The 22,093-nt window shown below is 32.4% G+C and carries 21 protein-coding genes; 10 read left to right on the forward strand and 11 right to left on the reverse strand.

Annotated features, from left to right (window positions below; genetic code table 11):
• Positions 1-5 precede the first annotated feature (5 nt).
• The 4 genes from B0A57_RS08270 to B0A57_RS08285 all read left to right on the forward strand — a co-directional run bounded on the left by B0A57_RS08270 (position 6) and on the right by B0A57_RS08285 (position 4,403).
• Complete coding sequence (locus tag B0A57_RS08270) at positions 6-1,067, forward strand: mannose-1-phosphate guanylyltransferase (protein ID WP_034099338.1); 1,062 nt, start codon at positions 6-8, stop codon at positions 1,065-1,067.
• Between the two features lie 275 nt (positions 1,068-1,342).
• Positions 1,343-2,452: a DNA adenine methylase gene (locus B0A57_RS08275; protein ID WP_038466038.1), complete on the forward strand. Its 1,110-nt coding sequence runs from the start codon at positions 1,343-1,345 to the stop codon at positions 2,450-2,452.
• Entirely contained in the window at positions 2,439-3,548 is a 1,110-nt protein-coding gene (locus tag B0A57_RS08280) for a hypothetical protein (RefSeq protein ID WP_038466041.1), read from the forward strand. Before B0A57_RS08275 ends, B0A57_RS08280 begins: the two co-directional genes overlap by 14 nt.
• Positions 3,549-3,752: 204 nt before the next feature.
• Positions 3,753-4,403 carry a DUF6624 domain-containing protein gene (locus tag B0A57_RS08285; protein ID WP_038466044.1) on the forward strand — a complete coding sequence of 217 codons (651 nt, stop codon included), beginning with the start codon at positions 3,753-3,755 and terminating at the stop codon, positions 4,401-4,403.
• A gap of 173 nt (positions 4,404-4,576) precedes the next feature.
• Here B0A57_RS08285 and B0A57_RS08290 read toward each other — a convergent pair whose 3' ends face one another.
• The 3 genes from B0A57_RS08290 to B0A57_RS08300 form a co-directional block, all read right to left on the reverse strand.
• Positions 4,577-5,344, reverse strand: coding sequence for an ABC transporter ATP-binding protein (locus tag B0A57_RS08290; RefSeq protein WP_011963507.1), 768 nt, complete (start codon positions 5,342-5,344; stop codon positions 4,577-4,579).
• Positions 5,344-6,090, reverse strand: a complete 747-nt coding sequence (locus tag B0A57_RS08295) for an MlaE family ABC transporter permease (protein ID WP_011963506.1) — start codon at positions 6,088-6,090, stop codon at positions 5,344-5,346. The genes B0A57_RS08290 and B0A57_RS08295 overlap by 1 nt, the downstream gene beginning before the upstream one ends.
• Before the next feature lie 307 nt (positions 6,091-6,397).
• Positions 6,398-7,246: a glycosyltransferase family 2 protein gene (locus B0A57_RS08300; RefSeq protein ID WP_011963505.1), complete on the reverse strand. Its 849-nt coding sequence runs from the start codon at positions 7,244-7,246 to the stop codon at positions 6,398-6,400.
• 59 nt (positions 7,247-7,305) lie between these two features.
• Here B0A57_RS08300 and B0A57_RS08305 point away from each other — a divergent pair, with 59 nt between their 5' ends.
• Both B0A57_RS08305 and B0A57_RS08310 read left to right on the forward strand, forming a co-directional pair.
• On the forward strand, positions 7,306-8,184 hold the full coding sequence (locus tag B0A57_RS08305; protein ID WP_034099334.1) for a glycosyltransferase family 2 protein: 879 nt from the start codon (positions 7,306-7,308) through the stop codon (positions 8,182-8,184).
• A 72-nt stretch (positions 8,185-8,256) separates the two neighbouring features.
• Positions 8,257-9,720: an MATE family efflux transporter gene (locus B0A57_RS08310; protein WP_034099332.1), complete on the forward strand. Its 1,464-nt coding sequence runs from the start codon at positions 8,257-8,259 to the stop codon at positions 9,718-9,720.
• Here the strand turns inward: B0A57_RS08310 and B0A57_RS08315 are convergent.
• The 3 genes from B0A57_RS08315 to gcvP all read right to left on the reverse strand — a co-directional run bounded on the left by B0A57_RS08315 (position 9,708) and on the right by gcvP (position 14,215).
• On the reverse strand, positions 9,708-10,766 hold the full coding sequence (locus B0A57_RS08315; protein WP_034099330.1) for a 3-oxoacyl-ACP synthase III family protein: 1,059 nt from the start codon (positions 10,764-10,766) through the stop codon (positions 9,708-9,710). The two genes, B0A57_RS08310 and B0A57_RS08315, sit on opposite strands and share 13 nt — an antisense overlap.
• A gap of 129 nt (positions 10,767-10,895) precedes the next feature.
• Positions 10,896-11,273: a group III truncated hemoglobin gene (locus B0A57_RS08320; RefSeq protein ID WP_034099328.1), complete on the reverse strand. Its 378-nt coding sequence runs from the start codon at positions 11,271-11,273 to the stop codon at positions 10,896-10,898.
• Between the two features lie 98 nt (positions 11,274-11,371).
• Positions 11,372-14,215 carry an aminomethyl-transferring glycine dehydrogenase gene (gcvP, locus tag B0A57_RS08325; protein WP_011963500.1) on the reverse strand — a complete coding sequence of 948 codons (2,844 nt, stop codon included), beginning with the start codon at positions 14,213-14,215 and terminating at the stop codon, positions 11,372-11,374.
• 140 nt (positions 14,216-14,355) lie between these two features.
• Between gcvP and B0A57_RS08330 the strand changes: the two genes are divergently transcribed.
• Entirely contained in the window at positions 14,356-15,219 is an 864-nt protein-coding gene (locus B0A57_RS08330) for a UbiA prenyltransferase family protein (RefSeq protein ID WP_016362021.1), read from the forward strand.
• A 91-nt stretch (positions 15,220-15,310) separates the two neighbouring features.
• A complete protein-coding gene (locus B0A57_RS08335) occupies positions 15,311-16,429 on the forward strand; it encodes an ATP-binding protein (RefSeq protein ID WP_038466049.1) in 1,119 nt (372 codons plus the stop codon).
• Here B0A57_RS08335 and B0A57_RS08340 read toward each other — a convergent pair.
• The 3 genes from B0A57_RS08340 to B0A57_RS12090 form a co-directional block, all read right to left on the reverse strand.
• Complete coding sequence (locus tag B0A57_RS08340; RefSeq protein ID WP_038466052.1) at positions 16,426-16,875, reverse strand: SRPBCC family protein; 450 nt, start codon at positions 16,873-16,875, stop codon at positions 16,426-16,428. The two genes, B0A57_RS08335 and B0A57_RS08340, sit on opposite strands and share 4 nt — an antisense overlap.
• The gene (locus B0A57_RS08345; protein WP_038466055.1) at positions 16,850-17,818 is read right to left on the reverse strand and encodes an APC family permease; all 969 of its coding nucleotides are present in this window, start codon (positions 17,816-17,818) and stop codon (positions 16,850-16,852) included. Before B0A57_RS08345 ends, B0A57_RS08340 begins: the two co-directional genes overlap by 26 nt.
• A gap of 76 nt (positions 17,819-17,894) precedes the next feature.
• Positions 17,895-18,035 carry a hypothetical protein gene (locus tag B0A57_RS12090; protein WP_176579538.1) on the reverse strand — a complete coding sequence of 47 codons (141 nt, stop codon included), beginning with the start codon at positions 18,033-18,035 and terminating at the stop codon, positions 17,895-17,897.
• A 221-nt stretch (positions 18,036-18,256) separates the two neighbouring features.
• On the opposite strand from B0A57_RS12090, the gene B0A57_RS08350 reads away from it, so the two are divergent.
• Both B0A57_RS08350 and B0A57_RS08355 read left to right on the forward strand, forming a co-directional pair.
• On the forward strand, positions 18,257-18,757 hold the full coding sequence (locus B0A57_RS08350) for a Panacea domain-containing protein (RefSeq protein ID WP_052079078.1): 501 nt from the start codon (positions 18,257-18,259) through the stop codon (positions 18,755-18,757).
• A 2-nt stretch (positions 18,758-18,759) separates the two neighbouring features.
• On the forward strand, positions 18,760-19,305 hold the full coding sequence (locus B0A57_RS08355; protein WP_038466057.1) for a hypothetical protein: 546 nt from the start codon (positions 18,760-18,762) through the stop codon (positions 19,303-19,305).
• Here B0A57_RS08355 and B0A57_RS08360 read toward each other — a convergent pair.
• Positions 19,302-19,985 (reverse strand): KilA-N domain-containing protein, encoded by a 684-nt coding sequence (locus B0A57_RS08360; protein ID WP_038467115.1) that lies wholly within the window; start codon positions 19,983-19,985, stop codon positions 19,302-19,304. The genes B0A57_RS08355 and B0A57_RS08360 overlap by 4 nt on opposite strands.
• 39 nt (positions 19,986-20,024) lie before the next feature.
• On the reverse strand, positions 20,025-22,052 hold the full coding sequence (locus B0A57_RS08365) for a M3 family metallopeptidase (RefSeq protein ID WP_034099318.1): 2,028 nt from the start codon (positions 22,050-22,052) through the stop codon (positions 20,025-20,027).
• Positions 22,053-22,093 lie beyond the last annotated feature (41 nt).

A 22,093-nucleotide genomic window follows, 5' to 3' on the forward strand; every position in this document is an offset into this window, starting at 1 on the left:
TAAAAATGAATAAAGATTATTACGCAATATTAATGGCTGGTGGTGTTGGATCACGATTTTGGCCAGTAAGTACAACCGAATTTCCTAAACAATTTCATGACATGTTAGGTTCGGGAGAAACACTAATACAAAAAACTTTCTCTAGATTAGCCAAATTAATTCCTGCCGAAAATATTCTGATTTTAACTAACGAAAGTTATAATCATTTGGTTTTAGAACAATTGCCAATGGTAAAACAAGAACAAGTTTTGTTAGAACCAGCCATGCGAAATACAGCACCTTGCATCTTGTATGCCTCACTAAAAATTCAAAAAGCAAACCCAAATGCGGTAATGGTTGTGGCACCAAGCGATCACTGGATAGAAGACGAAACAGCTTTTGCTAGAAATTTGCAAGAATGTTTCGATTTTTGTGCCAAAGAAAACGCACTGATGACTTTAGGAATACAGCCTACATTTCCCAATACAGGTTTTGGGTATATCGAATACGATAAAACCGATGCCAATCCGATAAAAAAAGTAAACCAATTTAGAGAAAAACCAGATTACGAAACCGCAAAACTATTCCTCGATTCAGGAAATTTCCTTTGGAATGGGGGTATTTTTATTTGGAGTGTAAAAACAATAACAGAAGCATTCTCCGTATTTCAGCCAAAAATGAATGACTTGTTCCTGCAAGGATTAGAAAGTTATAATACGCCTGCCGAAAAACAATTTATAGAAGAAAATTATGCGCTTGCCGAAAACATTTCTATCGATTATGCCGTGATGGAAACCGCTAAAAACGTTTACGTATTGCCCGCCACTTTCGACTGGAATGACCTAGGAACTTGGGGTTCCTTACACGAAAAACTAGACAAAGACGAAAACAATAATGCCGTTGTAAATGCCAAAGTTTTACTCGAAAACTCCTCTAACAACATTGTTCGTTCCGATGCCGACAAGCTCATTGTTATAGATGGTTTACACGATTATATCATTGTAGATAAAGAAGGTATTTTGCTAATTTACCCAAAAAGTAAAGAACAGGATATAAAAAGTATTGTAAAGAAATTGGAACAGAATTAAAGTTAGATAAATACATTAGATGGAAAAAAGCGCCCTTCGGGACAATTTTTTCCATCGAGCCCCCGCTACGCGGGTGATGAAAAACCATCGTTGCTTTCGCACGATGTTCTTCCATCACCCGCTTTGTTAGATTTTCTTCGAGAGCAAGCTCTCTCGAAAACCCCGCAAAGCGGGGGCTCGTTAGGGCTAATTTAAAAAAAAAACGTACTGATATTAAAGAGTCCCAAGAAAAACAACTTATCTTTGTTTTTTGTAGAATTTTATAAAATTTAAGTATGCTTTTTGAAGAATATCAATATTTTAACCACCAATTCCCTGAACCCCAATATTTAGGAGCCAAACATACTCTTTTGTCTTGGATAAATCAATTTATACCTAAAAAAACAAAATCTGCAATTGATGCTTTTGCGGGGTCACAATCTGTTGGGTATTTATTAAAGCAACAAGGTTGTAAGGTGATTACAAATGATTTTTTAAACTTTAATAATCAAATTGGGAAAGCATTAATTGAAAACAAGTCTACTAAATTAGACAAAACAGATTTAGATATTCTTTTTCAAACTGCAAAAAACAAATGTGAATTTGATTTAATTGAAAATACGTTTACTAATATTTTTTTTGAAAAAGAAGAAGCACAGTTTTTAGACAATTTTAGAGCAAATATTCCATCATTAGAAAACGAATTTAAGCAAGCTCTTGCTTTTACTGTTATCAATAGAAGTATGACCCGAAAAATAACAATGGGGCATTTTGGACATACGCAAGCTTTGGTATATGCAAGCGACCCAGAAAGAATAAAACGTAATAGAAGTTTAATAAGACCAGTCAAAGAAATTTTTGAAGAATTACTTCCAAAATATAATGATGCTGTTTTTGACAATAAACAAGATAATCAAAGTTTCAACCAAAATATATTGGAATTATTACCTAAAATAGAAAATGTTGACTTGGCATATTTTGACCCGCCTTATTGTGACAGTCACGCTGACTATCAAGGCTTTTACCATTTGTTAGAAACTTACACAGAATATTGGAAAGACAAGGATTTTATAAATGGTATAAAACGTTATGAGCCACAAAGATTTAGTGGTTTTGACAAAAAAAGAGATGTTATTTCTTCTTTTGAAAAGTTATTTGAACTTTCAAAAGAAATTCCGAATTGGTTAATTAGCTACAATAATAGAAGTTATCCCGGAATTGAGGAATTTGAAAAGTTAATATCAAAATACCGAAACGTAACTGTAGAGGCAAAAACATATCAAAACGGAAGAGGTGGAAAAGGAAGCGTTGCAGGTAGCCAAGAAATATTATTTGTTTGCAGTCCTAAAAAGAAGCATTTCGTTACAAATAACCATAAAGAACAATTAGTAGATGAAAGACTTTAACCATTGGGATAAATTACATAAAAACGAAGAACTCGAAGAATTTAGTAACGATAAAGTTGGGCTTTTATGGCTGAAAACGAAATCAATTATTAGAAAAGAATTTATTCCAGAATTTGTAAAAACTAACAATATTGTTTTACAGGAAACTGCAATTTCCAAGCAGTTTGTTGAATTATTTGCGATTTTAAGTTCTGACGTTGATAATTCAAACCAAATTCTCGATGATTTTATAAAATTTGAAAATGAGAAACAAGTTGAAAATCTAAATACTGAAGAACTTGTTTCTGAATTGTATAAGCTTAAAAACTTTGATTGGGGTGGAGATTATCAAAATTCATTAGACAAATATTTGGTAAGCAGATATGTAAAAGTTCAAAACCCTTCTTATGAAAACTTGCTTTCAAAGTTTGAAACAGAAATTAGTGTAGCTGTTCAAGGTTATGTTTTAAATAGTTGGTATAACCATTGGAGTAGTATTTTAATAGAGCATATTTTCAAATCTCATTCCGAAGTTTTACCGACTGTTGGACAAATAAAAAGTGTTGACTTTTTCATTAATGATTTACCATTTGATTTGAAAGTTACTTATTTGCCAGCAGAATATATAAAAACAAAACGCAAGGAAAAAGGATTGCCAGTTGAATTAACTTATCTGAAAAAGAAAGCAACGGAAGCAAATATTGTTTTTGACAAAACGGCAAAACCAGCAGACATATTCTATGAAATAGTTGAGAAAATGAAAGATAGAAATGATGATTTCTGTTTGCAAGTTCTAAAATCATTAAAAGACGAAAAATTAGAAATTTTACAAGAAGTTCAAGATGACCCAAAAATCTTGGCAACTTGGCTTTATGAAAATCAAGGAGAAATGCGTTTTGGTTCTGAAAACCGTTTATTTCTTGTATTAGTTGACACAGATGATTTTACAAATTCGTGGAAATTAAAACGAAATATTGACCTTTTAAAGCCTACAATTTTATTGTATTTGGACAACTTCAAAGCCAAAAAAACTGAAGACTTAAAAATACAATTTCAATTCAAAGGGAAAACAAAAACATTTACAGCTTTAACAGACATAATATTTGTAGTGAAATAACTCAAAAAAAGCACTACGCCCAACACACGCTACAACGGATTTGGGTATTTGGCTTAATTGGAAAATGGTCTTGTATTTGGAATGTTTAGGCAAATCCGAAAATAGGGCTTAATTTAACCCCAAACCCGCTGTAGTACTAACCCGTTGTGTGCTAGTTAAAGCGAAAATTTTCGCAAGAGAGATTTTTTTAAACTAAATTTATAAATGAAAAAAATTATTTTAATATTTACTTTTTTAATTTTTAGTTGTTCAACAACTAAATTAAGTAAAACTGAATCCGAAAATCTTATAGTAGAATTTACAGAAATGCATAGAATTGACCAAATTGCTGCTGCTGGAAAACCAAATGGAGAATTCAAAAATTATCCAAATGAAAACTGGGGAAAATTTAAAGACAGTGTTTTTTCAAAACATAAAAATAGAATTGAGCTTTTATTTAGTAAATATGGATATTTAGGAATAAATGAATTGGGGAAAAGTGGAACAAATGATTTTTGGCTTTTTGTTCAACATAGTGACAAGTTTCCTGAGTTCCAAAAAAGAGTATTGAAATCAATGAATAAAGCGGTTAAAAAAGGAAATGCAAATCCAAATAATTACGCATATTTAATGGATCGAGTAAATGCAAATAATGGCGAAAAACAAATGTTTGGAACTCAAGTTGATTATAGAATGAACGGACAAGCAAAACCTAAAAATGGGTTGATTGATAGTTTAAACGTTGACAAAAGAAGAAAAGAATATGATTTAGATTCACTAAAAAAATATTTAAACACAATGACTGAAATGCACTTTGAAATGAACAAAGATTATTTTGACAAAAAAGGCATAACGAAACCGAATTTATACAAATAAATTAAAATTTTAGCACAAAATAACCAGCACACAACAGCGGTAGCTGTTGCACAACCCTAAATTTTTGAAAAACATTTACAAAAACCATAAAAAACAGCCTCGTTTAATCCGTTTTAAGCGAGGTTTGTTTTTGGGTTAAGTTTAAAGTTGTAAAATTTTGATGCCTTAAAAAGCTAAATTCCTTCCTTCAGCACTGCTTCTCTTACTTTTTTAAACAATTCTGACGAATATACAAAATCAGTTACTGCTTCGTTATCGGTTCTAAAAATTTCTTCTTTGGTTCCTTGCCAAGCTTTTAAACCGTTTTTTAGAAACAAAATATTTTGCCCAATTTCCATTACCGAGTTCATATCGTGTGTGTTTATTACGGTTGTAATATTGTATTCTTCGGTAATTTCACCAATCAAATTATCAATCAAAATGGCAGTATTGGGGTCTAAACCAGAGTTGGGTTCGTCGCAAAATAAATATTTAGGATTGTTTACAATGGCACGAGCAATGGCAACACGTTTTTGCATGCCACCCGAAATTTCAGAAGGTAGTTTTTTGTGTGCATCAATAAGATTAACTCTTTTTAATACAAAATCTACACGATCCTGAATTTCTGATTTAGAGTTTTGTGTAAACATTTTTAGCGGAAAACCCACGTTTTCTTCGACCGTCATCGAATCGAATAAAGCACTTCCTTGAAAAACCATACCAATTTCGGTACGTAGTTCTCGTTTTTCATCGGCAGATAATTCGGAATATATTCTACCATCAAAAGAGATTGTTCCCACTTCTGGCAAATGAATTCCCAACAAGCTTTTTAGTAAAACTGTTTTTCCAGAACCACTTTGTCCTATAATTAAATTGGTTTTTCCTGTTTCAAAAACAGTCGAAATTCCTTTTAATACCTTGCTGTTTCCAAACGATTTCTCGATATTTTTTACTGTTATCATTAGGTTAAAAGTAGTTGGGTTAAAATATAGTTCATTAAAATAATCATAACTGATGTCCAAACAAAAGACACGGTACTTGCTTTTCCTACTTCGAGTGCGCCACCTTTCATATAATAACCATGAAACGATGGTATGGTAGCTAGAATTAAAGCAAATATTAATGTTTTTATAAAGGCATAAGTAATATGAAAAGGGATAAATTCTTTTTGTAAACCATTTAAGAAATCAGCATGTGTGCCAAAACCACCGTAAACACTAGCAATATATCCGCCCAAAATTCCTAAAAACATTGCTATTCCTATTAGAAACGGGTATAATAACAAGGCAATTAGTTTTGGGAAAACAAGATAATTTAATGAGTTTACCCCCATTACTTCTAGTGCGTCTATTTGTTCGGTAACACGCATGGTTCCTATGCTCGAGGTAATAAATGAACCCATTTTTCCTGCCATGATAATAGAGATAAACGTAGGTGCAAATTCTAAAATAATAGATTGTCTGGTCGCAAAACCAATAAGATATTTAGGGATTAGTGGGTTGGTCAAATTTAGAGCGGTTTGTATCGCTACAACACCACCTACGAAAAAGGAAATGAAGGCTACAATACCTAAAGAGCCAATAATTAAATCATCTATTTCCTTGAAGATGAGTGTTCTCATTACCGACCATTTGGTTGGTTTTTTGAAAATTTCTACGATCATTAGGAAATATCTTCCAATTTGTGATAAATAACGAAGTAACATCATGGTTTTATTCTTACTATTTGATTGGATATTTTTTTATATGTTTTCATTGTGCTATTCTTTAAGTTTTGTAACTAAAGTAGTCCCTAAAGGAAAATTATCATTGCTAATTTACAACTCATTTGTCTTTTTTAACATAGTTCTTCCAACTTCAAAACAATTTTTTTGGTTAAAAAGGAGACAAACCTACAATATCATTTGCAGTTAATATTCTAGGAAAGATGGCAAAAGAAGCTGTTGTTTTTCGAGCAGCATTACAATCAGTTGTGTGATTTTTTTTGTTTATATATTACAAATATAATCAATGATTTTATAAAATTTTAGATTTCATTTTCTGCCAACGATATTTTCTGATATATTTAGCTTGTTCTTGGGAAACTAGCAACGGTTTTTTGGCCAATTTTGCTTTCCAAAAACCTTTTATATAATCTAGAAAAAGAAGCGGTTTCTTTTTCATCATGGCTAGTTTTGCCGAAGCAATAGCGGTAATAAAAAAACCGTATCCTAAGCTATAAAAAGCTTCGCCTTGTTTGTATCGGGCAGTTTTGTTATAGTTTGCCCCTGTTGGTTTAAGATGTTTTACTTGTAATGATTGGTCGGTTACCACTTTCCAATGGTAAAATTTGCACAATAATTCATCGACCGTGTCCCAGCCCATTGCTGGTTTTAGCCCGCCAATTTGTTTGAAAGTTGCTTTTCGATACGCTTTAAAAGCACCACGAATATGATCTTTATCGGTTAGGTTTTCTAAAATCCAAGCCTTGTTTTTTTCTACATAAGCAAATCCGCCAACCATTCCTATGGTACTATCAGATTTGAAATGATTGATTATAGTTTCGAAATAATTTGTGGGAAATATCAAATCGGCATCGGCTTTTACAATAAAATCATAGTCATCATTTACGGTTTCTAATCCTTTGTTAAAGGCTTGTATGACTTTACTTCCGGGTAAATGTATGGCTTGAGAAGTTGTGTTTACTAAAGTAATTATTGGATTGTTTTCGGCGAAAGCCAAGGCGATATTCTCCGTTTTATCGGTCGAATTGTCATTGACAATCACAATTTTTGAAGGCAAAATAGTTTGCTCGATAATTGACTGTAAAGTCAAACCAAGAAACGATTCTTCGTTATGTGCGGGAATTATAATGTAATATTTCATTTTATACTAAACTCGAATGCAAATATCCTTATTTTTGTAGGATAATAAAAATATTGGCTTTGAATAAAAAAATTTTTGTCATCATTGTGACGTATAATGGCTCGAAATGGATAGAAAAATGTATCAATTCTTTGTTGCGTTCAATTTATCCTATCAATATTCTGGTTGTCGATAATTGTTCTACTGATGATTCGGTCGAACTTTTAAAGCAATTTTCAGAAATTCATCTTATTCAATCTAAAGAAAATTTAGGATTTGGGAGGGCCAATAATATTGGGATCGATTATGCTTTAAAGAATAAGGCAGATTATGTTTTCTTACTTAATCAGGATACTTGGGTTTTCGATGATACCATTTCTAATTTAGTGGTTATGGCACAAAATAATCCTTCGTTTGGCATTGTAAGTCCGATGCATTTTTCGGGCGATGAAAAAACGCTCGACAAAGGTTTTGTAACCTATTATAACAGATATATTGAAGAAAATGCAGGCAAAAACATTGCGATTGTTCCTTTTGTAAATGCTGCGGCTTGGCTGGTTTCTAGCGCTTGTTTGCAAAAAGTGGGTGGTTTCGAATCACTTTTCGGACATTATGGTGAAGATAGAAATTACTGTGACCGTGTTTTGTACCATCAATTTCAGATTGTAATTGCCAAAAACGCCAAAATTTGCCACGACCGAAAAATTTCACGTAGTTTCAAAAAAGATTTAATTCAGTCGAAATACAAAATGTTATCGCAAGTTTTAGATATAAATAACACTTTGTTTGCCAGTTATGCGAACGCATTACAATCGGTTTTCGGATTACCAAAATATTTCAAACAAAGTTATTCTTTTACTTTTATAACACAGCTATTTTATAATTTGGTTGTTTATTATTTACAACTTATTTTTAGAATGAAAGTTATTAAAATGACGAGAAAAAAAACAATGATTTAATGCCAATTACGAATTAAAAACCACTTATAAAGCCAGTGTTGTACTTAAAATGCTGTTACTTATCCTTTACTTATGTTAAATAAAATTTCTCAAAAACAAGCATTTTTCTTTACTATCATTAATTATATTGGGATTGTAATTGGCGTAGTTTCTACACTTTTTATTTATCCAAATAACAAAGAATTACTCGGAATTTTCAGATATATCGATGCGATTTCGTATGTTTTATTTCCAATAATGCTCATAGGAGCATCGCAAGCATTGGTAAATTTTACCCCAAAATTAGACGAATTACACAAAAAAAAACTATTTAATTATAGTGTTTTTTCTATACTAATGATAAGTGTTTTTATCCTTGCAACACTCTTTATAGTTTCTTTTATTCCTGCTTTTACTGACATGAAATATGTTTATATAGCGTTTCCTATTGCGCTATGTTTGGCATTTATCGAATTGTTTAAAAAACAAGCAACCATTATTCAGAAAATTGCAGTGCCTACATTTTTAGATAATATTATTCCTAAAATTTCGCTACCCATTATTTTTTTATTACTAATCTATCATCGCATAACATTTAATCAATCGGTCCTTTTTTATGTTTTTTCTTACGGGTTAATTTTTATGTTACTTACTATTTATTTGTGTAAATACTTTAAACCCAAATTCAATTTAAACTTCAGCTCACTTTTTAACGAAGTGTCCAAACGAGATTATTATCATTTTTCGATGTATGCTTTTGCTGGAAGTTTAGGCTCTGTTTTTGCGTTTAGGATAGATGCTTTAATGATTCCTAAATTTATCTCGATGCAAGCCAACGGTACATTTAGCATAGGGGTAACATTAGCATCAGCATTAGCTATACCAGCAACAGGAGTTTTTGCATTGTATGCGCCTATTGTTTCTAATTATTTAAAAACCAATAATTTATCAGAATTAGATTTAAAATACAAAGAAATCTCGAAGTTGCTTTTTTTTATAGGCGCACTTTTATACAGTTGTATTTTTCTAGGAATCGAAAATTTATTTATGCTTTTGCCAACTCATGACCAACTCATCACGTCAATTCCTATTATTCTCATTTTGGGATTTAATGTTTTGGTAAATATGGGAACAGGTTTTAATGGCGAAATAATTACATATTCTAAATATTACAAATTTAATTTAATTGCCATTGCTATACTTATTGTACTCAACGTGGGGTTAAATTTGCTGTTTATAGTTCACTTCAAATTTGGCATTCAAGCCGTAGCTGTAGCCTCATTATTATCGATGGTAGTTTTCAACTTCGCAAAATTATTGTTTATATACAAAAAATTTCAACTTTTGCCATTCGATTATAATTATCTCAAGTTGGTTTTAATTCTAGTAATGACATTAGGATTTGTCTATTTTTTGCCAAAATGTACCAATCAAATCTGCACTTTAGTATATAAAATTTTACTAAGTTTGTTTCTGAATATTTTTATTGTTTACAAACTAAAGCTAGTTTATCAAGTAACAATTTCTATAAATAAAATTAGAAATTATACACGATAAACAATTGCATTAATATTCATTCCTGCGCCAACAGATGCAAAAATAATTACATCACCTTTGTTAATTTCTTGGTTTTCTATTTTTCCGTTAATAAGTAAATCGTATAAAGTAGGCACTGTTGCTACACTCGAATTTCCTAGTTTGTGAATACTCATGGGCATAATGCCTACTGGAGTTTCTTGATTGTAAAGTTTAAAAAAGCGGTCAATAATGGCTTCGTCCATTTTTTCATTTGCTTGATGAATTAAGACCTTTTTTACTTCCGCAATTGGAATGCCGCTTTCATCAAGACAGTCTTTCATTGCTTTTGGTACTTCAGTTAGTGCAAATTCGTATATTTTCCGACCTTGCATTTTAATGTAGCGAACATCTTGATCCAGATTTTTATTGAAGGAATTGCCAAAAAACAAATAATCAGCTTCATCTGTAGCAAAAGTTGCCGAAGCATGTGCCAAAATTCCGCCATTTTCATTGGTAGCTTCAATAATAGTAGCACCTGCACCGTCCGAATAAATCATGCTGTCTCTGTCGTGAATGTCAACCACTCTCGATAAAGTTTCGGCACCAATAACCAAACATTTTTTTGCCATTCCAGCTTTTATAAAAGCTTGTGCCTGAATCACACCTTCTACCCAACCCGGACAACCAAACAAAAGGTCATAGGCAACACATTTTGGGTTTTTTATTCTTAATTTTTGTTTTACTCTAGCGGCAAGACTTGGTACAGCATCGCCTTGTACGGCGTTTTGTTTTACATTGCCAAAATTGTGTGCAAAAATGATATAATCTAAAGTTTCTGGGTTAATATTTGCAGCCTCAATGGCTTTTTGAGCCGCAAAATGAGCGATGTCTGAAGTTACGAGATTTTCATCTACATAGCGTCGTTCTTCGATACCTGTTATTTGTTTAAATTTATGGGCAATAATTTCGTTTGACGCATTAAAAATACTTCCGTCTTCATTCAAAAACTGATGTTTAGCAAAATCTGAATTGGTTACAATTTGATTCGGAATGTAACTTCCTGAACCCGTTATTTTGATGTTCATAGGTCTAAAAAAATGTAGTTTATGCTAAATTAGATATAATAAATTTAATGAAAGCATAAAATTTGTTATGCGTGTATCTAATTATGAAATAATTAGTTTACATTAATTTTAATTATTAATAATGTAAAATTAATGCTCTTGATTTGTGATTTTTATTTGCATTATAGTAGCAATGCTCAACGCTTGTGTTTTTATTTGTTCTGCTTTTTGTCCTGTAAAATTCTCATCGACAGAGGTATTAAAATGGTTTAGCCAAATTTTAAACAACGCTGGGGTTAGAGGTTCTTTTTTGTTAATATCTAAATGAATTTGAGTGAGATTATTTGCATAACCACCAGTTCCTAAAATGGCTTGCGACCAAAATGTGACTAGGATTTGCAAATGTTCTTCTAGTTTTATTTTTACAACATCGGTAAAAAAATAGCTTATAGATTCATCTGAAAGTAGTTTTTTGTAAAATTCATCTACTAATAAATATAAATCTTCTTGGTTTTGTATATCGTTCATTTTTTTTTGTCATATATGCCTTAAAGTCGAAAGTCGAATGCTAAAGTGTTTTATAGGACTTTAAGACATTCGACTTTACAAACTTTATGACTAGTTCATTACATGTATGCTTCAATTGGAGCGCAACTGCAAACTAAATTTCTATCGCCATATGCTTCATCTGCACGACGAACGGTAGGCCAGAATTTGTTTTCTGCAATATAATCTAGAGGAAAAGCAGCTTGTTCACGAGTGTAAGGATAAGTCCAATCGTCAGTCGTAATCATTGCAAGTGTATGTGGAGAGTTTTTTAAAACATTGTTAGAATCATCGGCAGAGGAAGCTTCAATTTCTTTTCTTATAGAAATCATAGCGTCGCAAAAACGATCTAATTCTTCTAAATTTTCACTTTCTGTAGGTTCTATCATTAGTGTTCCTGCTACTGGAAACGAAACGGTTGGTGCGTGAAATCCGTAATCCATCAATCGTTTTGCAATGTCAGTTACTTCGATTCCTTTTTCTTTAAATGGGCGACACTCTAAAATCATTTCGTGTGCCGCACGACCCATTTCGCCAGAATATAAAGTGTCGTAATGACCGTTTAATTTTTCTTTGATGTAATTTGCATTCAAAATAGCATATTCTGTAGATTTTTTTAAACCTTCAGCGCCCAGCATGCAAATATATCCGTACGAAATTAAGCAAACCAAGGCAGAGCCCCAAGGTGCAGCAGAAATTGCAGAAATTGCCTTTTCGCCTCCAGTTGGAATCACTGGGTTTGTGGGTAAAAACGGAACTAATTGTGGTGCAACGCAAATTGGGCCAACACCAGGACCACCGCCACCATGAGGAATTGCAAATGTTTTGTGAAGATTTAAGTGGCAAACATCGGCTCCAATTGTGGCTGGATTTGTTAGTCCAACTTGAGCGTTCATATTAGCGCCGTCCATATAGACTTGTCCTCCGTTTTCGTGAATCATTTTCGTAACTTCGATAATTGAAGCTTCGTAAACACCGTGAGTCGATGGGTAAGTAACCATTAAACAGGATAGGTTGTCTTTGTGCAAAATTGCTTTTTCACGTAAATCTTCAACGTCGATATTTCCGTTTTCTAATGTTTTTGTAACGACAACTTTCATTCCTGCCATGGCTGCCGAAGCAGGATTTGTACCATGTGCCGATGAGGGGATTAAAGCTATGTTTCTGTGGTGATCGCCACGAGATTGGTGGTATGCACGAATAACCATTAGTCCTGCATATTCGCCTTGTGCACCAGAATTGGGTTGTAAAGTTGTTCCTGCGAAACCAGTAATTATGTTTAGTTGTTGTTCTAATTTAGACAACATTTCTTGGTATCCTTGTGCTTGGTCTAATGGTGCAAATGGGTGAATATTGTTCCATTGTGCCATGCTTAATGGCAACATTTCTGATGCTGCATTGAGTTTCATTGTACAAGAACCAAGGGAAATCATCGAGTGGTTTAGTGCTAAATCTTTTCGTTCTAGCATTTTGATGTAACGCATTAATGCCGTTTCTGAATGGTATTTGTTGAAAACAGCATGTTGTAAAAAAGTAGTTGTTCTTTCTAAATTTGAAGGGATGTGGTTTTCGTTTTGTAATTCAGAAATTGTTGAAGCTTGTTTTCCAGTTGCTTCGGCAAAAATAGAAACTATTTTGTTTATATCGGAAATGCTTGTAGTTTCATTTAAAGAGATTGAAACCGTATTTTCATCAATATAATAGAAATTTACTTCGTTTTGTTCTGCAATTACTCGTACTTTTTTGGCATCAGTCTTGATAACGATTGTGTCAAAATAAGCGGTATTTGTTTGCTGTAAATCTAATTTTTGTAGTTCTTTTGCCAATGTTACTGCCGATGCGTGTAGTTTGTTTGCAATGTATTGTAATCCTTTTGGTCCGTGATACACGGCATACATTCCGGCCATAACTGATAGCAAAACTTGGGCAGTACAAATATTAGAAGTTGCTTTATCTCGTTTGATGTGTTGTTCACGAGTTTGTAAAGCCATTCTAAGCGCTCTATTTCCGTTTGTGTCAACTGTTACGCCTATAATTCTTCCTGGCATGCTGCGTTTGTATTCTTCTTTTGTAGCAAAATAAGCGGCGTGTGGTCCGCCATATCCTAATGGAATTCCGAAGCGTTGTGTTGTTCCAAAAACCACATCGGCACCCATTTCTCCGGGAGGGGTTAGTTTTACTAAACTTAAAATATCGGCCCCAACAGCAACTTTAATTTCGTTAGTTTTTGCTTTAGCAATAAATGCTGCGTAATCATTTACTTGTCCGAATTTTCCTGGATATTGAAGAATTGCACCAAAATATTCTTTTGAGAAATCAAATTCCTCGTGGTTTCCTATTACTAATTCTACACCAATAGGAGTAGAGCGGGTTTGTAAAACCGATAGTGTTTGTGGTAATATTTCTTCGGAAACGAAGAACTTATTTACGTTGTTTTTCTTTTGTTCACGAGAACGAACGTCAAAAAGTAGTGCCATTGCTTCTGCCGCAGCAGTCCCTTCGTCTAATAAAGAGGCATTTGCAATTTCCATTCCAGTAAGTTCGATAACTGTAGTTTGAAAATTTAAAATAGCTTCTAAACGGCCTTGTGCAATTTCTGCTTGGTAAGGCGTGTAGGCGGTGTACCAACCTGGGTTTTCAAAAACATTTCTTTGAATTACGGCAGGAATTATAGCCTGATTGTAACCCAATCCTATATAAGATTGAAACATTTTGTTTTTGTTTCCTAGTTTTGTAATATGATTAGCAAACTCATATTCGGTCATTGCGGGTTCTAAATTTAGAGGCTCTTTTAGGCGAATATCATTTGGAAGTGTCTCGTAAATTAGTTGTTCTATCGATTGGGCTCCAATTGTTTTCAACATATGTTGTAGGTCGTTTTCATTTGGACCTATGTGGCGTAATGCAAATGCGTCTGTTTTCATATAATCTAGGAATGTGTGTTGTTTGATTTTAATTGCAAAAATAAATATTAATCTGCTAATAAGTGTTGTTTTAGCGCTCAATTTTTATCGATTTTTCAACTAAATAATAATCTTGTTAACAGTTTGACTAATTTTGTTGCATGAAAATTTTTAAGCAAATATTCGATTTTTATATAAACAGTAGTGTTCACGTGGCTTTGTCTGTTTGTGCATTAGTACTAATAACGCAATATATGTTCCATATTTTGCATGACCAATCGATGGTTTGTTTTGCTTTTTTTGGAACCATTGTAGGTTACAATTTTGTAAAATATGATGCTTTGGCTAGGGCCAAGAAACTACAAATGCGAAAGGCGCTAAAAGCAATTGCTTTTTTTAGTTTTTTCTCATTACTTGCCGTTGGATTTTGTTTTTTTCAACTGCAAATTCATACTAAAATTGTTGCTGTTGGGTTTGTAGGATTAATATTGTTGTACACACTTCCGTTTTTTCCTAACAAAAAAAATGCTAGAAACTGGGCTGGAGTCAAGATTTACATCGTTAGTTTAAGTTGGGTTGGTGTGACTGTTATTTTACCAATTTTAAATGCGGATATTTCTATTACTTCCGATTTTTATCTTAAATGTATGCAGCGTTTTATTTTAGTTTTTGTCTTGGTTTTAATTTTCGAAATTATCGACTTGCAATACGATGATCCTCATCTGAAAACTGTTCCGCAACAAATAGGGGTGAGGCGTACTAAATATTTAGGGTATTTTTTATTATTGGTTTTTTGTGCTTTAGAGATTTTTAATGTTACTGCAAATGACAATCTCAGTCTTTATTTTTTTTCATTGTCTTTACAGTCGATTATTTCTGTTCTCATTGCGATTTTTATGTTTTTTGCTCATGAGAGGCGTTCTAAATATTACACTTCTTTTTGGGTAGAAAGTGTTCCGATAATTTTGTGGGTTTTAGTTTGTTTTTCTATAAAAATACATAATATTGGTGAATACATGCACTAAAAATAATATATATCTGGTGAATACGTTCACCAATTTATAAGTATATTTGGTGAATAGAAAATAATTTCATTTTTTTGTAAAAATAGTAATTATGATTATTAGAGATTTAACATCAAAAATAAAAGCTAATTTACACAAAGGAAAAGCAATTGTTTTAATTGGTCCACGGCAAGTAGGAAAAACTACCTTGATAAATACTTTATTGACTAATATTCCTTACTTGTTTCTTGATGGAGATGATGCGGTTGTGGCAGAAACGCTAGCTAATGCAAATACTGAAACCTTAAAAAGTATTATCGGGATTTATAAATATGTTTTTATTGATGAGGTACAACGTATTCCTAATATTGGTTTAAAACTAAAAATTATTGTAGATCAAATCAAAGACGTGCAAGTGATTGTGAGTGGGTCTTCTGCTTTTGATATTAATCATTTTACCCAAGAACCCTTAACTGGTCGAAAATTTGAGTATCATTTGTTTCCTATTTCTTGGGAAGAATTCGAGAATAATGTTGGTTTTATGAAAGGACAACAACAGCTGGAATTGCGTTTGCTGTACGGAATGTATCCTGATGTGATTAATAATTTTGGAAATGAATATGAGATTCTGAAAAACCTTGTTTCTAGTTATCTGTACAAAGACGTTTTGAGCTTGGCAGGAATCAGAAAACCTGAAATCTTGGAAAAAATTGTACGAGCATTGGCATTGCAAGTAGGAAATGAAGTCAGTTATAATGAAATTGCACAATTGGTTGGTGTTGACAAAAACACAGTAAATAACTATATTGATTTGTTAGAAAAAGCTTTCGTTATTTTTAGACTAAACAGTTTTAGCAAGAATTTGAGAAACGAAATTAAACTAAACAGAAAAATTTATTTTTATGACAATGGCGTTCGGAATATGCTGATAGGGAATTTTAATTCATTAGAGTTTAGGCAGGACAAAGGTGCTTTGTGGGAAAATTTTCTTGTTTCGGAGCGAATGAAAAAATTAGCGTATGCAAATAGTGTTGCCAAACCTTATTTTTGGAGAACAATCCAACAACAAGAAATTGATTATGTCGAGGTTGAAGCCGAAAAAATTAGTGCTTTCGAATTCAAATGGTCTCCAACCAAAAAAGCAAAATTGCCGAAAAGTTTTATCGATGCTTATCAACCAAATTTTTTGGTTGTGAATAAAGATAATTTTAGGGATTTTTTGAAAATTTAATTCTCTGATAATTCTTTTAAAACTCGATTTCGTTCCAATAAAAACGTTGTCAAATATTTTTTTAAGAATAAATAATCGAATAATTGACCAAAAATCCCAAACGGAGTTTCGTAACATAACTTATCGGTCATGGTGGTAATTCCGTTTTGCTCTTCGAAAAAATGCTCGTGTCTGAATGATTTAAATTTGCCTTCTACCATTTCGTCAACAAAATAATCATAGAAATTCATAGCGGTTATTCTGCTTTTGTGCGTAAGATAAATTCCGAAGTGTTTGCCACGCCAAGTCACAGTTTCATTAAGATTTATTAATCCAGAAGTTACGCCAGCAATAGCGACTTCATTGGTTTTACTTGCGGATTTTTGATGAATATCAATATCTCTATTAATATCAAAAACTTTCTGAATTGGTGCGTTTACTTTAGTTGTTAGGGTTATTGTTGTCATTGACTATTTTTTCACTTCTTCGTTTAATTACATTTAAAATATTATTTTGAATATCTTTCATTATCCAATTTCCCCAGATACTTGCATAAGAATTGAAAGTGGTTTTCATCGAAAAATTACTATAAAGTATCAAGTTGTATTTGTTTGTGCTGATTTTTTTTAATTTATAAGTCCCATTTAGCATGTCAAAATATTCTCCACCAATAAGAATATGTTCGTCTAAAGTTGTAGACGGAATTTCGTAGGTATTGGCTTTAATTTGAAATTCCATAAGCTTTAAATTTTCATATTTAGTAACAGTTTCATTAAATATCAAGCCTTTTTGAAAAATAGCTTTTCTGTAACCGCCAACAGCTAGAGTGTCTAATTCGGCTTTAATAGGTTTTGGAAATCCCAACCAACTTATTAGTTTTGAATTATCTTCATTCGATTTTATTTCTTTAACAGCGGTGACATTGTTCCAAATTGTTTGAGCATCAGAGTTTATTTCAATCGATGTGTAAGTCGTATATGTTTTTGCGTTTCTTGGGATTGCATTTTCAATAGGTCCAATTAAGAATGGAAGTAATACCAAAATAGAAATGTTTAGATTTTCGTTTTTCTTATTTTTAAAATGCCCCGCAATTAATCCGCCAATACTTGCAAAAATTAAAAATAATGGTGAAATCATTATCCAACATGCCCAGCCTTCGAGTCCAATAACTATGGTTAAAGCAATGACTAAAATTATGGGAATCCAAGGCGCTAAAATTCTATAAGCAATAGATTTTACTTTCTCTATTGGTGAGAAATAGATAAACAAAGCTCCAATTCCGGCAGGGACTAACAAAAAAAATGTCCATGTCATGACCGATAGAAAGTCATTAAATATTGTTGCACCAAAAGAAATCCTTAATAACAAAGCAAAGATTATCGGTATCAAAACTAGTTTGATTAGTTTCATTTTTTTGATTTTAAAATTTAATTTATATCAACCCAGCACGCTTCAACAAAGCATCGGCCTTTGGCTCATAACTTTTTTAAATTAATTTCTCAACCATTTTACTATTCAATAACGCTTTCATTTGCGTAATTCCAATAGCATTAAGTTGTATTAATCGTTCTGATTGCGATTGCCCTTGGTGAATAAAAACCGAATTCAAACTTTCTAAATTTGACAAAACCACTAACGTTTCGCCACTTAGCGATGTTGCGAACTTCGTGACCGCTTATTTTCTGTTAAGGGTGAAATTTCTTGCGAAACGTGAGCGTGAATTTACTACAAAATTCGCAATATTGCTAAATGGTTGTTGGCAGTAGTTTTGGTTAATTAAATAAATTTACATATATTCGATTTATATCGTACATTTGCAAAAGTATTAATTTGCTAAATTAAACTAAAATGAAAACTAATTATTCAGCATTGGGCATTTCTTCTTTCTTCATTAAGAAAGGTGTTAGTCCGTTGAAATTACAGAAGTTACTGTATTATTCTCAACTTTGGTTTTTTGTTAAAAATGACAGAATGTTATTTGATAATAAAATTCAAGCTTGGATATATGGTCCAGTTGTTTATGATGTTTGGGCTAATTTTAAGTTTATGAAGAGAAGTTCAATCATTCCAAGTAGTAGAGCAGTAGTTTTAAACTTGGATGACATAATCGTAAATCATTTAAATGATATATGGCTGTCATATGGTCATTTAACAGGTTCAGATTTAGTAGATTTAACTCATAATGATTTGCCTTGGAAAAATAGTAGAAAAGGACTTTTAGGTAATCAACCGAGTGATAAAGAAGTAATAATCAACAAAGACACTACAGTTGATTTTACATTAGATTCTTACAATAGAATTCCAGTTGTAATTACACAAAATACTTTAGGGTACTTTTCTAATTTTTAGGTATGGCTAAGAAAGGTTTGGTATTCATACAGAATGAATATCCAAAGCAGAATGAAAATTTTTTATATCGTCAAATTTATAGATTCATTCCTGAATTTGGAAAGTCAATTAAAACTATAGTTGAAGTTGAAATTTACAAAAGTAATATTTGTGTAATTTCTTTTTACGAGCATAACAAAGGAACTGAAAAGAATAAGTATAAATTACGTTCAGATATCGGTCCAGGTCATACAAGAGCTATATTCAAAGCCTGTTTAGAAGCATATTATAATTTAAAAGAAGATTTTGCTCTAGTTTTTTCCGCATCTAATGATGTTGGAAAAATAGACGAGGATAATTCAAGATATTCAGCATATTTACTCTTTTTATCTTATTACTTCAATAATTATGAAGATTATGATAGACAAGGTTCGATTGCCATAAATACCTTAATGTTGTATCATCGAACATTCCAATATAAAGATGAAGCAGATTTTTTTTATACTGAATTTGAGAAAAAAGTTGAGTTAAATATCAATGATTCAGGTCAATATAACGACAAGCCTTAAATTACTGCCAACTGTTCTATAGTTGCCACGTCTCGAATATTTCCATCGGCATTTGGGTTTTTATCACGCCATTGCTTGGCTGTAATTCCAAATAAAGCCACATTTAGCAAATCGGCTTCGTTAGCGTAAATGAAATTTATTTTAGATTTGTCGAGTGTTTCTGGGATTAAATTTGCCTTTATTGCATCGGTATGAATATGATAATTTACTTTGGCTAAAGTGCGCTGAAAATTCCAATCTAGTTTTAATCGGTCGTTTTCATCTTCTTTTAGACGTTGAAATTCTTTGATTAGATATAATTTGAATGACGGACTTAGCCAACTGCCAAATTCAAAAGCTATATCTTTATGTGCAAATGTTCCTCCGCCATAACGTCCAGCTTTTGATGTTATACCAATAGCATTCGTAGCTTCTATCCATTTTCGAGGTGTAAGATTGAAACTATTCAAACCTGCTTGAATTTTAAAGGTTACGAATTCGTTACCTTTAAAAAGAGGATTATTTATTTCTTCCCAAATTCCAATAAATTCTAAAGTATTTCTATTGCGCATCCAACTATATATCATAGTATCATCGCCAAATCCTTTAACCATATCTGTTAGCGATATGAAATCAGAATTTTCTTTTTGAATTATTTTGATTTCTTTTCCTTGAACATTTATTGTTTTACTTTTTGCCATAAATTTGAAATCTAAATTAGTTAATCTTCATTCAATAATTTATATCAATCCAGCCCGTTTCAACAAAGCATCGGGTTTTGGTTCTTGTCCACGAAAGCGTTTGTACAATTCCATGGGCAATTCTGTGCCTCCTTTAGAAAGTACATTTTCTTTAAATTTTGTTGCCACTTCTTTATTAAAAATCCCTTTTTCTTGGAAAAATGCAAAGGCATCGGCATCGAGTACTTCTGCCCATTTGTAACTGTAATATCCAGAAGAATAGCCCCCAGCAAAAATATGTGAAAATGAAACACTCATGCAATTTTCGGCTACATCAGGATATAAAGTTGTGCCTTCAAAAGCTGCTTTTTCAAACGCTTTTACATGAGTAATTTCAGTTGGATTATTGCTGTGAAAAGCCATATCTAACAATCCGAAACTCAATTGGCGCAACGTTGCCATTCCTTCCTGAAAACTGGCGCTTTCTTTTATTTTTTGTACATATTCTTGCGGAATAATTTCTCCTGTTTCATAATGTTTGGCAAATAATGCCAGTGCTTCGGGCTCGTAACACCAGTTTTCCATGACCTGAGAAGGCAGTTCGACAAAATCCCAATATACCGATGTTCCTGATAAACTTGGGTAAACAGTATTTGCTAACATGCCATGTAATCCGTGACCAAATTCGTGAAATAAAGTGGTTACTTCATTAAAAGTTAATAATGATGGTTTGCTATTTGTGGGCGGTGTAAAATTACAAACGTTTGAAATGTGTGGTCGTTCGTTTTTTGTGTCTTTTATATATTGCGATTTGAAACTAGTCATCCAAGCGCCATTTCGTTTTCCTTTTCTTGGAAAAAAATCGGCATAAAAAATGGCAATTAGTTCACCAAATTCATCTTTAACTTCATAAATAGACACTTCTTCATGGTATTTTTCGATATCAAAAACTTCTGTAAATGTTAATCCGAATAATTTATTTGCAATGGTAAAAGCACCATTTAAAACGTTTTCTAGCTGAAAATAGGGTTTTAGTTTTTCGTCATCTAAATTGAATAATTTTTGTTTCAATTTTTCTGAATAATAAGAACTGTCCCATTTTTCTAGTTGTTCGATCCCGTCTAGTGTTTTGGCGAAAGCGGTTAATTCTGCAAATTCACGTTCGGCTGCTGGTTTTGCTTTAATTAATAAATCATTCAGAAAAGATTTTACCGTTTCTGGATTTTGAGCCATTCGTTCTTCGAGAACAAAGTGCGAATGGGTTTTGTATCCTAATAAATTAGCTCTTTCGAAACGCAATTTTGCAATTTTAAGCGTAATTTCCTGATTGTCGAATTCATTATTTTGGAAAGCTTTTTTTCCTGCTGCGATAGTAATTGCTTTTCGAAGTTCACGATTTTCAGCATAAGTTACAAAGGGCAAATAACTTGGCATGTCTAAAGTAAAAATATAACCTTCCAAATTTTTAGCTTTTGCCAATGCTTTAGCAGCTTCAATAGTTCCTTCTGGCAAACCTTTTAGGTCAGATTCGTTGGTAATATGCAATTGATAGTTATTGGTTTCTGCCAAAACATTTTCGCTATAAGTTAGTTTTAGTTTTGCGAGTTCAGCATCAATTTCTCGAAGTTTAGATTTTTTTTCTTCCGATAATAAAGCGCCATTTCTAGAAAAACTTTTGAATTTTTTGTCGAGTAAAGTCGCTTGTTCTGTAGATAAATTTAAACTGTCTTTTTGCTCGTAAACGGATTTAATTTTTTTAAATAAATCTTCGTTTAAAGTGATATCGTTGCTGAATTCTGTTAATAATGGTGTAACTTCCTGAGCGATTTTTTGCATCTCGTCACTCGTTTCTGCCGAATTGAGATTGAAGAAAATAGACGATAATCTATCTAAAGCATTTCCTGAAAAATCTAATGCTTCGATGGTGTTTTCGAAAGTTGGGTTTTCTGGATTGTTTATTATGGTGTTTATTTCTGCTTTTGCGGTGGCTATGTTTTTGATAAATGCGGGCTTGTAATCTTCTAGTTTTATTTGAGAAAAGGGCGCTGTATCGTGTTTTGTGTCGAATTTTTGAGTGAGTATTTTCATTTGCTGGCAAAGGCGCAAAGGCGCAAAGTTTATGTTAATTT

The organism is Flavobacterium psychrophilum DSM 3660 = ATCC 49418, from assembly GCF_002217405.1.
Classification (GTDB): Bacteria; Bacteroidota; Bacteroidia; order Flavobacteriales; family Flavobacteriaceae; genus Flavobacterium; species Flavobacterium psychrophilum.

What these genes read in the sequence shown, in the direction of transcription:
- B0A57_RS08335 (WP_038466049.1), top strand. Translation starts at nt 15,311, where the DNA reads ATGATTATTAGAGATTTAACATCAAAAATAAAAGCTAATTTACACAAA.
- B0A57_RS08330 (WP_016362021.1), top strand. Translation starts at nt 14,356, where the DNA reads ATGAAAATTTTTAAGCAAATATTCGATTTTTATATAAACAGTAGTGTT.
- B0A57_RS08320 (WP_034099328.1), bottom strand. Translation starts at nt 11,273, where the DNA reads ATGAACGATATACAAAACCAAGAAGATTTATATTTATTAGTAGATGAA.
- B0A57_RS08270 (WP_034099338.1), top strand. Translation starts at nt 6, where the DNA reads ATGAATAAAGATTATTACGCAATATTAATGGCTGGTGGTGTTGGATCA.
- B0A57_RS08340 (WP_038466052.1), bottom strand. Translation starts at nt 16,875, where the DNA reads ATGACAACAATAACCCTAACAACTAAAGTAAACGCACCAATTCAGAAA.
- B0A57_RS08310 (WP_034099332.1), top strand. Translation starts at nt 8,257, where the DNA reads ATGTTAAATAAAATTTCTCAAAAACAAGCATTTTTCTTTACTATCATT.
- B0A57_RS08315 (WP_034099330.1), bottom strand. Translation starts at nt 10,766, where the DNA reads ATGAACATCAAAATAACGGGTTCAGGAAGTTACATTCCGAATCAAATT.
- B0A57_RS08300 (WP_011963505.1), bottom strand. Translation starts at nt 7,246, where the DNA reads ATGAAATATTACATTATAATTCCCGCACATAACGAAGAATCGTTTCTT.
- B0A57_RS08285 (WP_038466044.1), top strand. Translation starts at nt 3,753, where the DNA reads ATGAAAAAAATTATTTTAATATTTACTTTTTTAATTTTTAGTTGTTCA.
- B0A57_RS08280 (WP_038466041.1), top strand. Translation starts at nt 2,439, where the DNA reads ATGAAAGACTTTAACCATTGGGATAAATTACATAAAAACGAAGAACTC.
- B0A57_RS08345 (WP_038466055.1), bottom strand. Translation starts at nt 17,818, where the DNA reads ATGAAACTAATCAAACTAGTTTTGATACCGATAATCTTTGCTTTGTTA.
- B0A57_RS08355 (WP_038466057.1), top strand. Translation starts at nt 18,760, where the DNA reads ATGGCTAAGAAAGGTTTGGTATTCATACAGAATGAATATCCAAAGCAG.
- B0A57_RS08275 (WP_038466038.1), top strand. Translation starts at nt 1,343, where the DNA reads ATGCTTTTTGAAGAATATCAATATTTTAACCACCAATTCCCTGAACCC.
- B0A57_RS08360 (WP_038467115.1), bottom strand. Translation starts at nt 19,985, where the DNA reads ATGGCAAAAAGTAAAACAATAAATGTTCAAGGAAAAGAAATCAAAATA.
- gcvP (WP_011963500.1), bottom strand. Translation starts at nt 14,215, where the DNA reads ATGAAAACAGACGCATTTGCATTACGCCACATAGGTCCAAATGAAAAC.
- B0A57_RS08290 (WP_011963507.1), bottom strand. Translation starts at nt 5,344, where the DNA reads ATGATAACAGTAAAAAATATCGAGAAATCGTTTGGAAACAGCAAGGTA.
- B0A57_RS08295 (WP_011963506.1), bottom strand. Translation starts at nt 6,090, where the DNA reads ATGATGTTACTTCGTTATTTATCACAAATTGGAAGATATTTCCTAATG.
- B0A57_RS08350 (WP_052079078.1), top strand. Translation starts at nt 18,257, where the DNA reads ATGAAAACTAATTATTCAGCATTGGGCATTTCTTCTTTCTTCATTAAG.
- B0A57_RS08365 (WP_034099318.1), bottom strand. Translation starts at nt 22,052, where the DNA reads ATGAAAATACTCACTCAAAAATTCGACACAAAACACGATACAGCGCCC.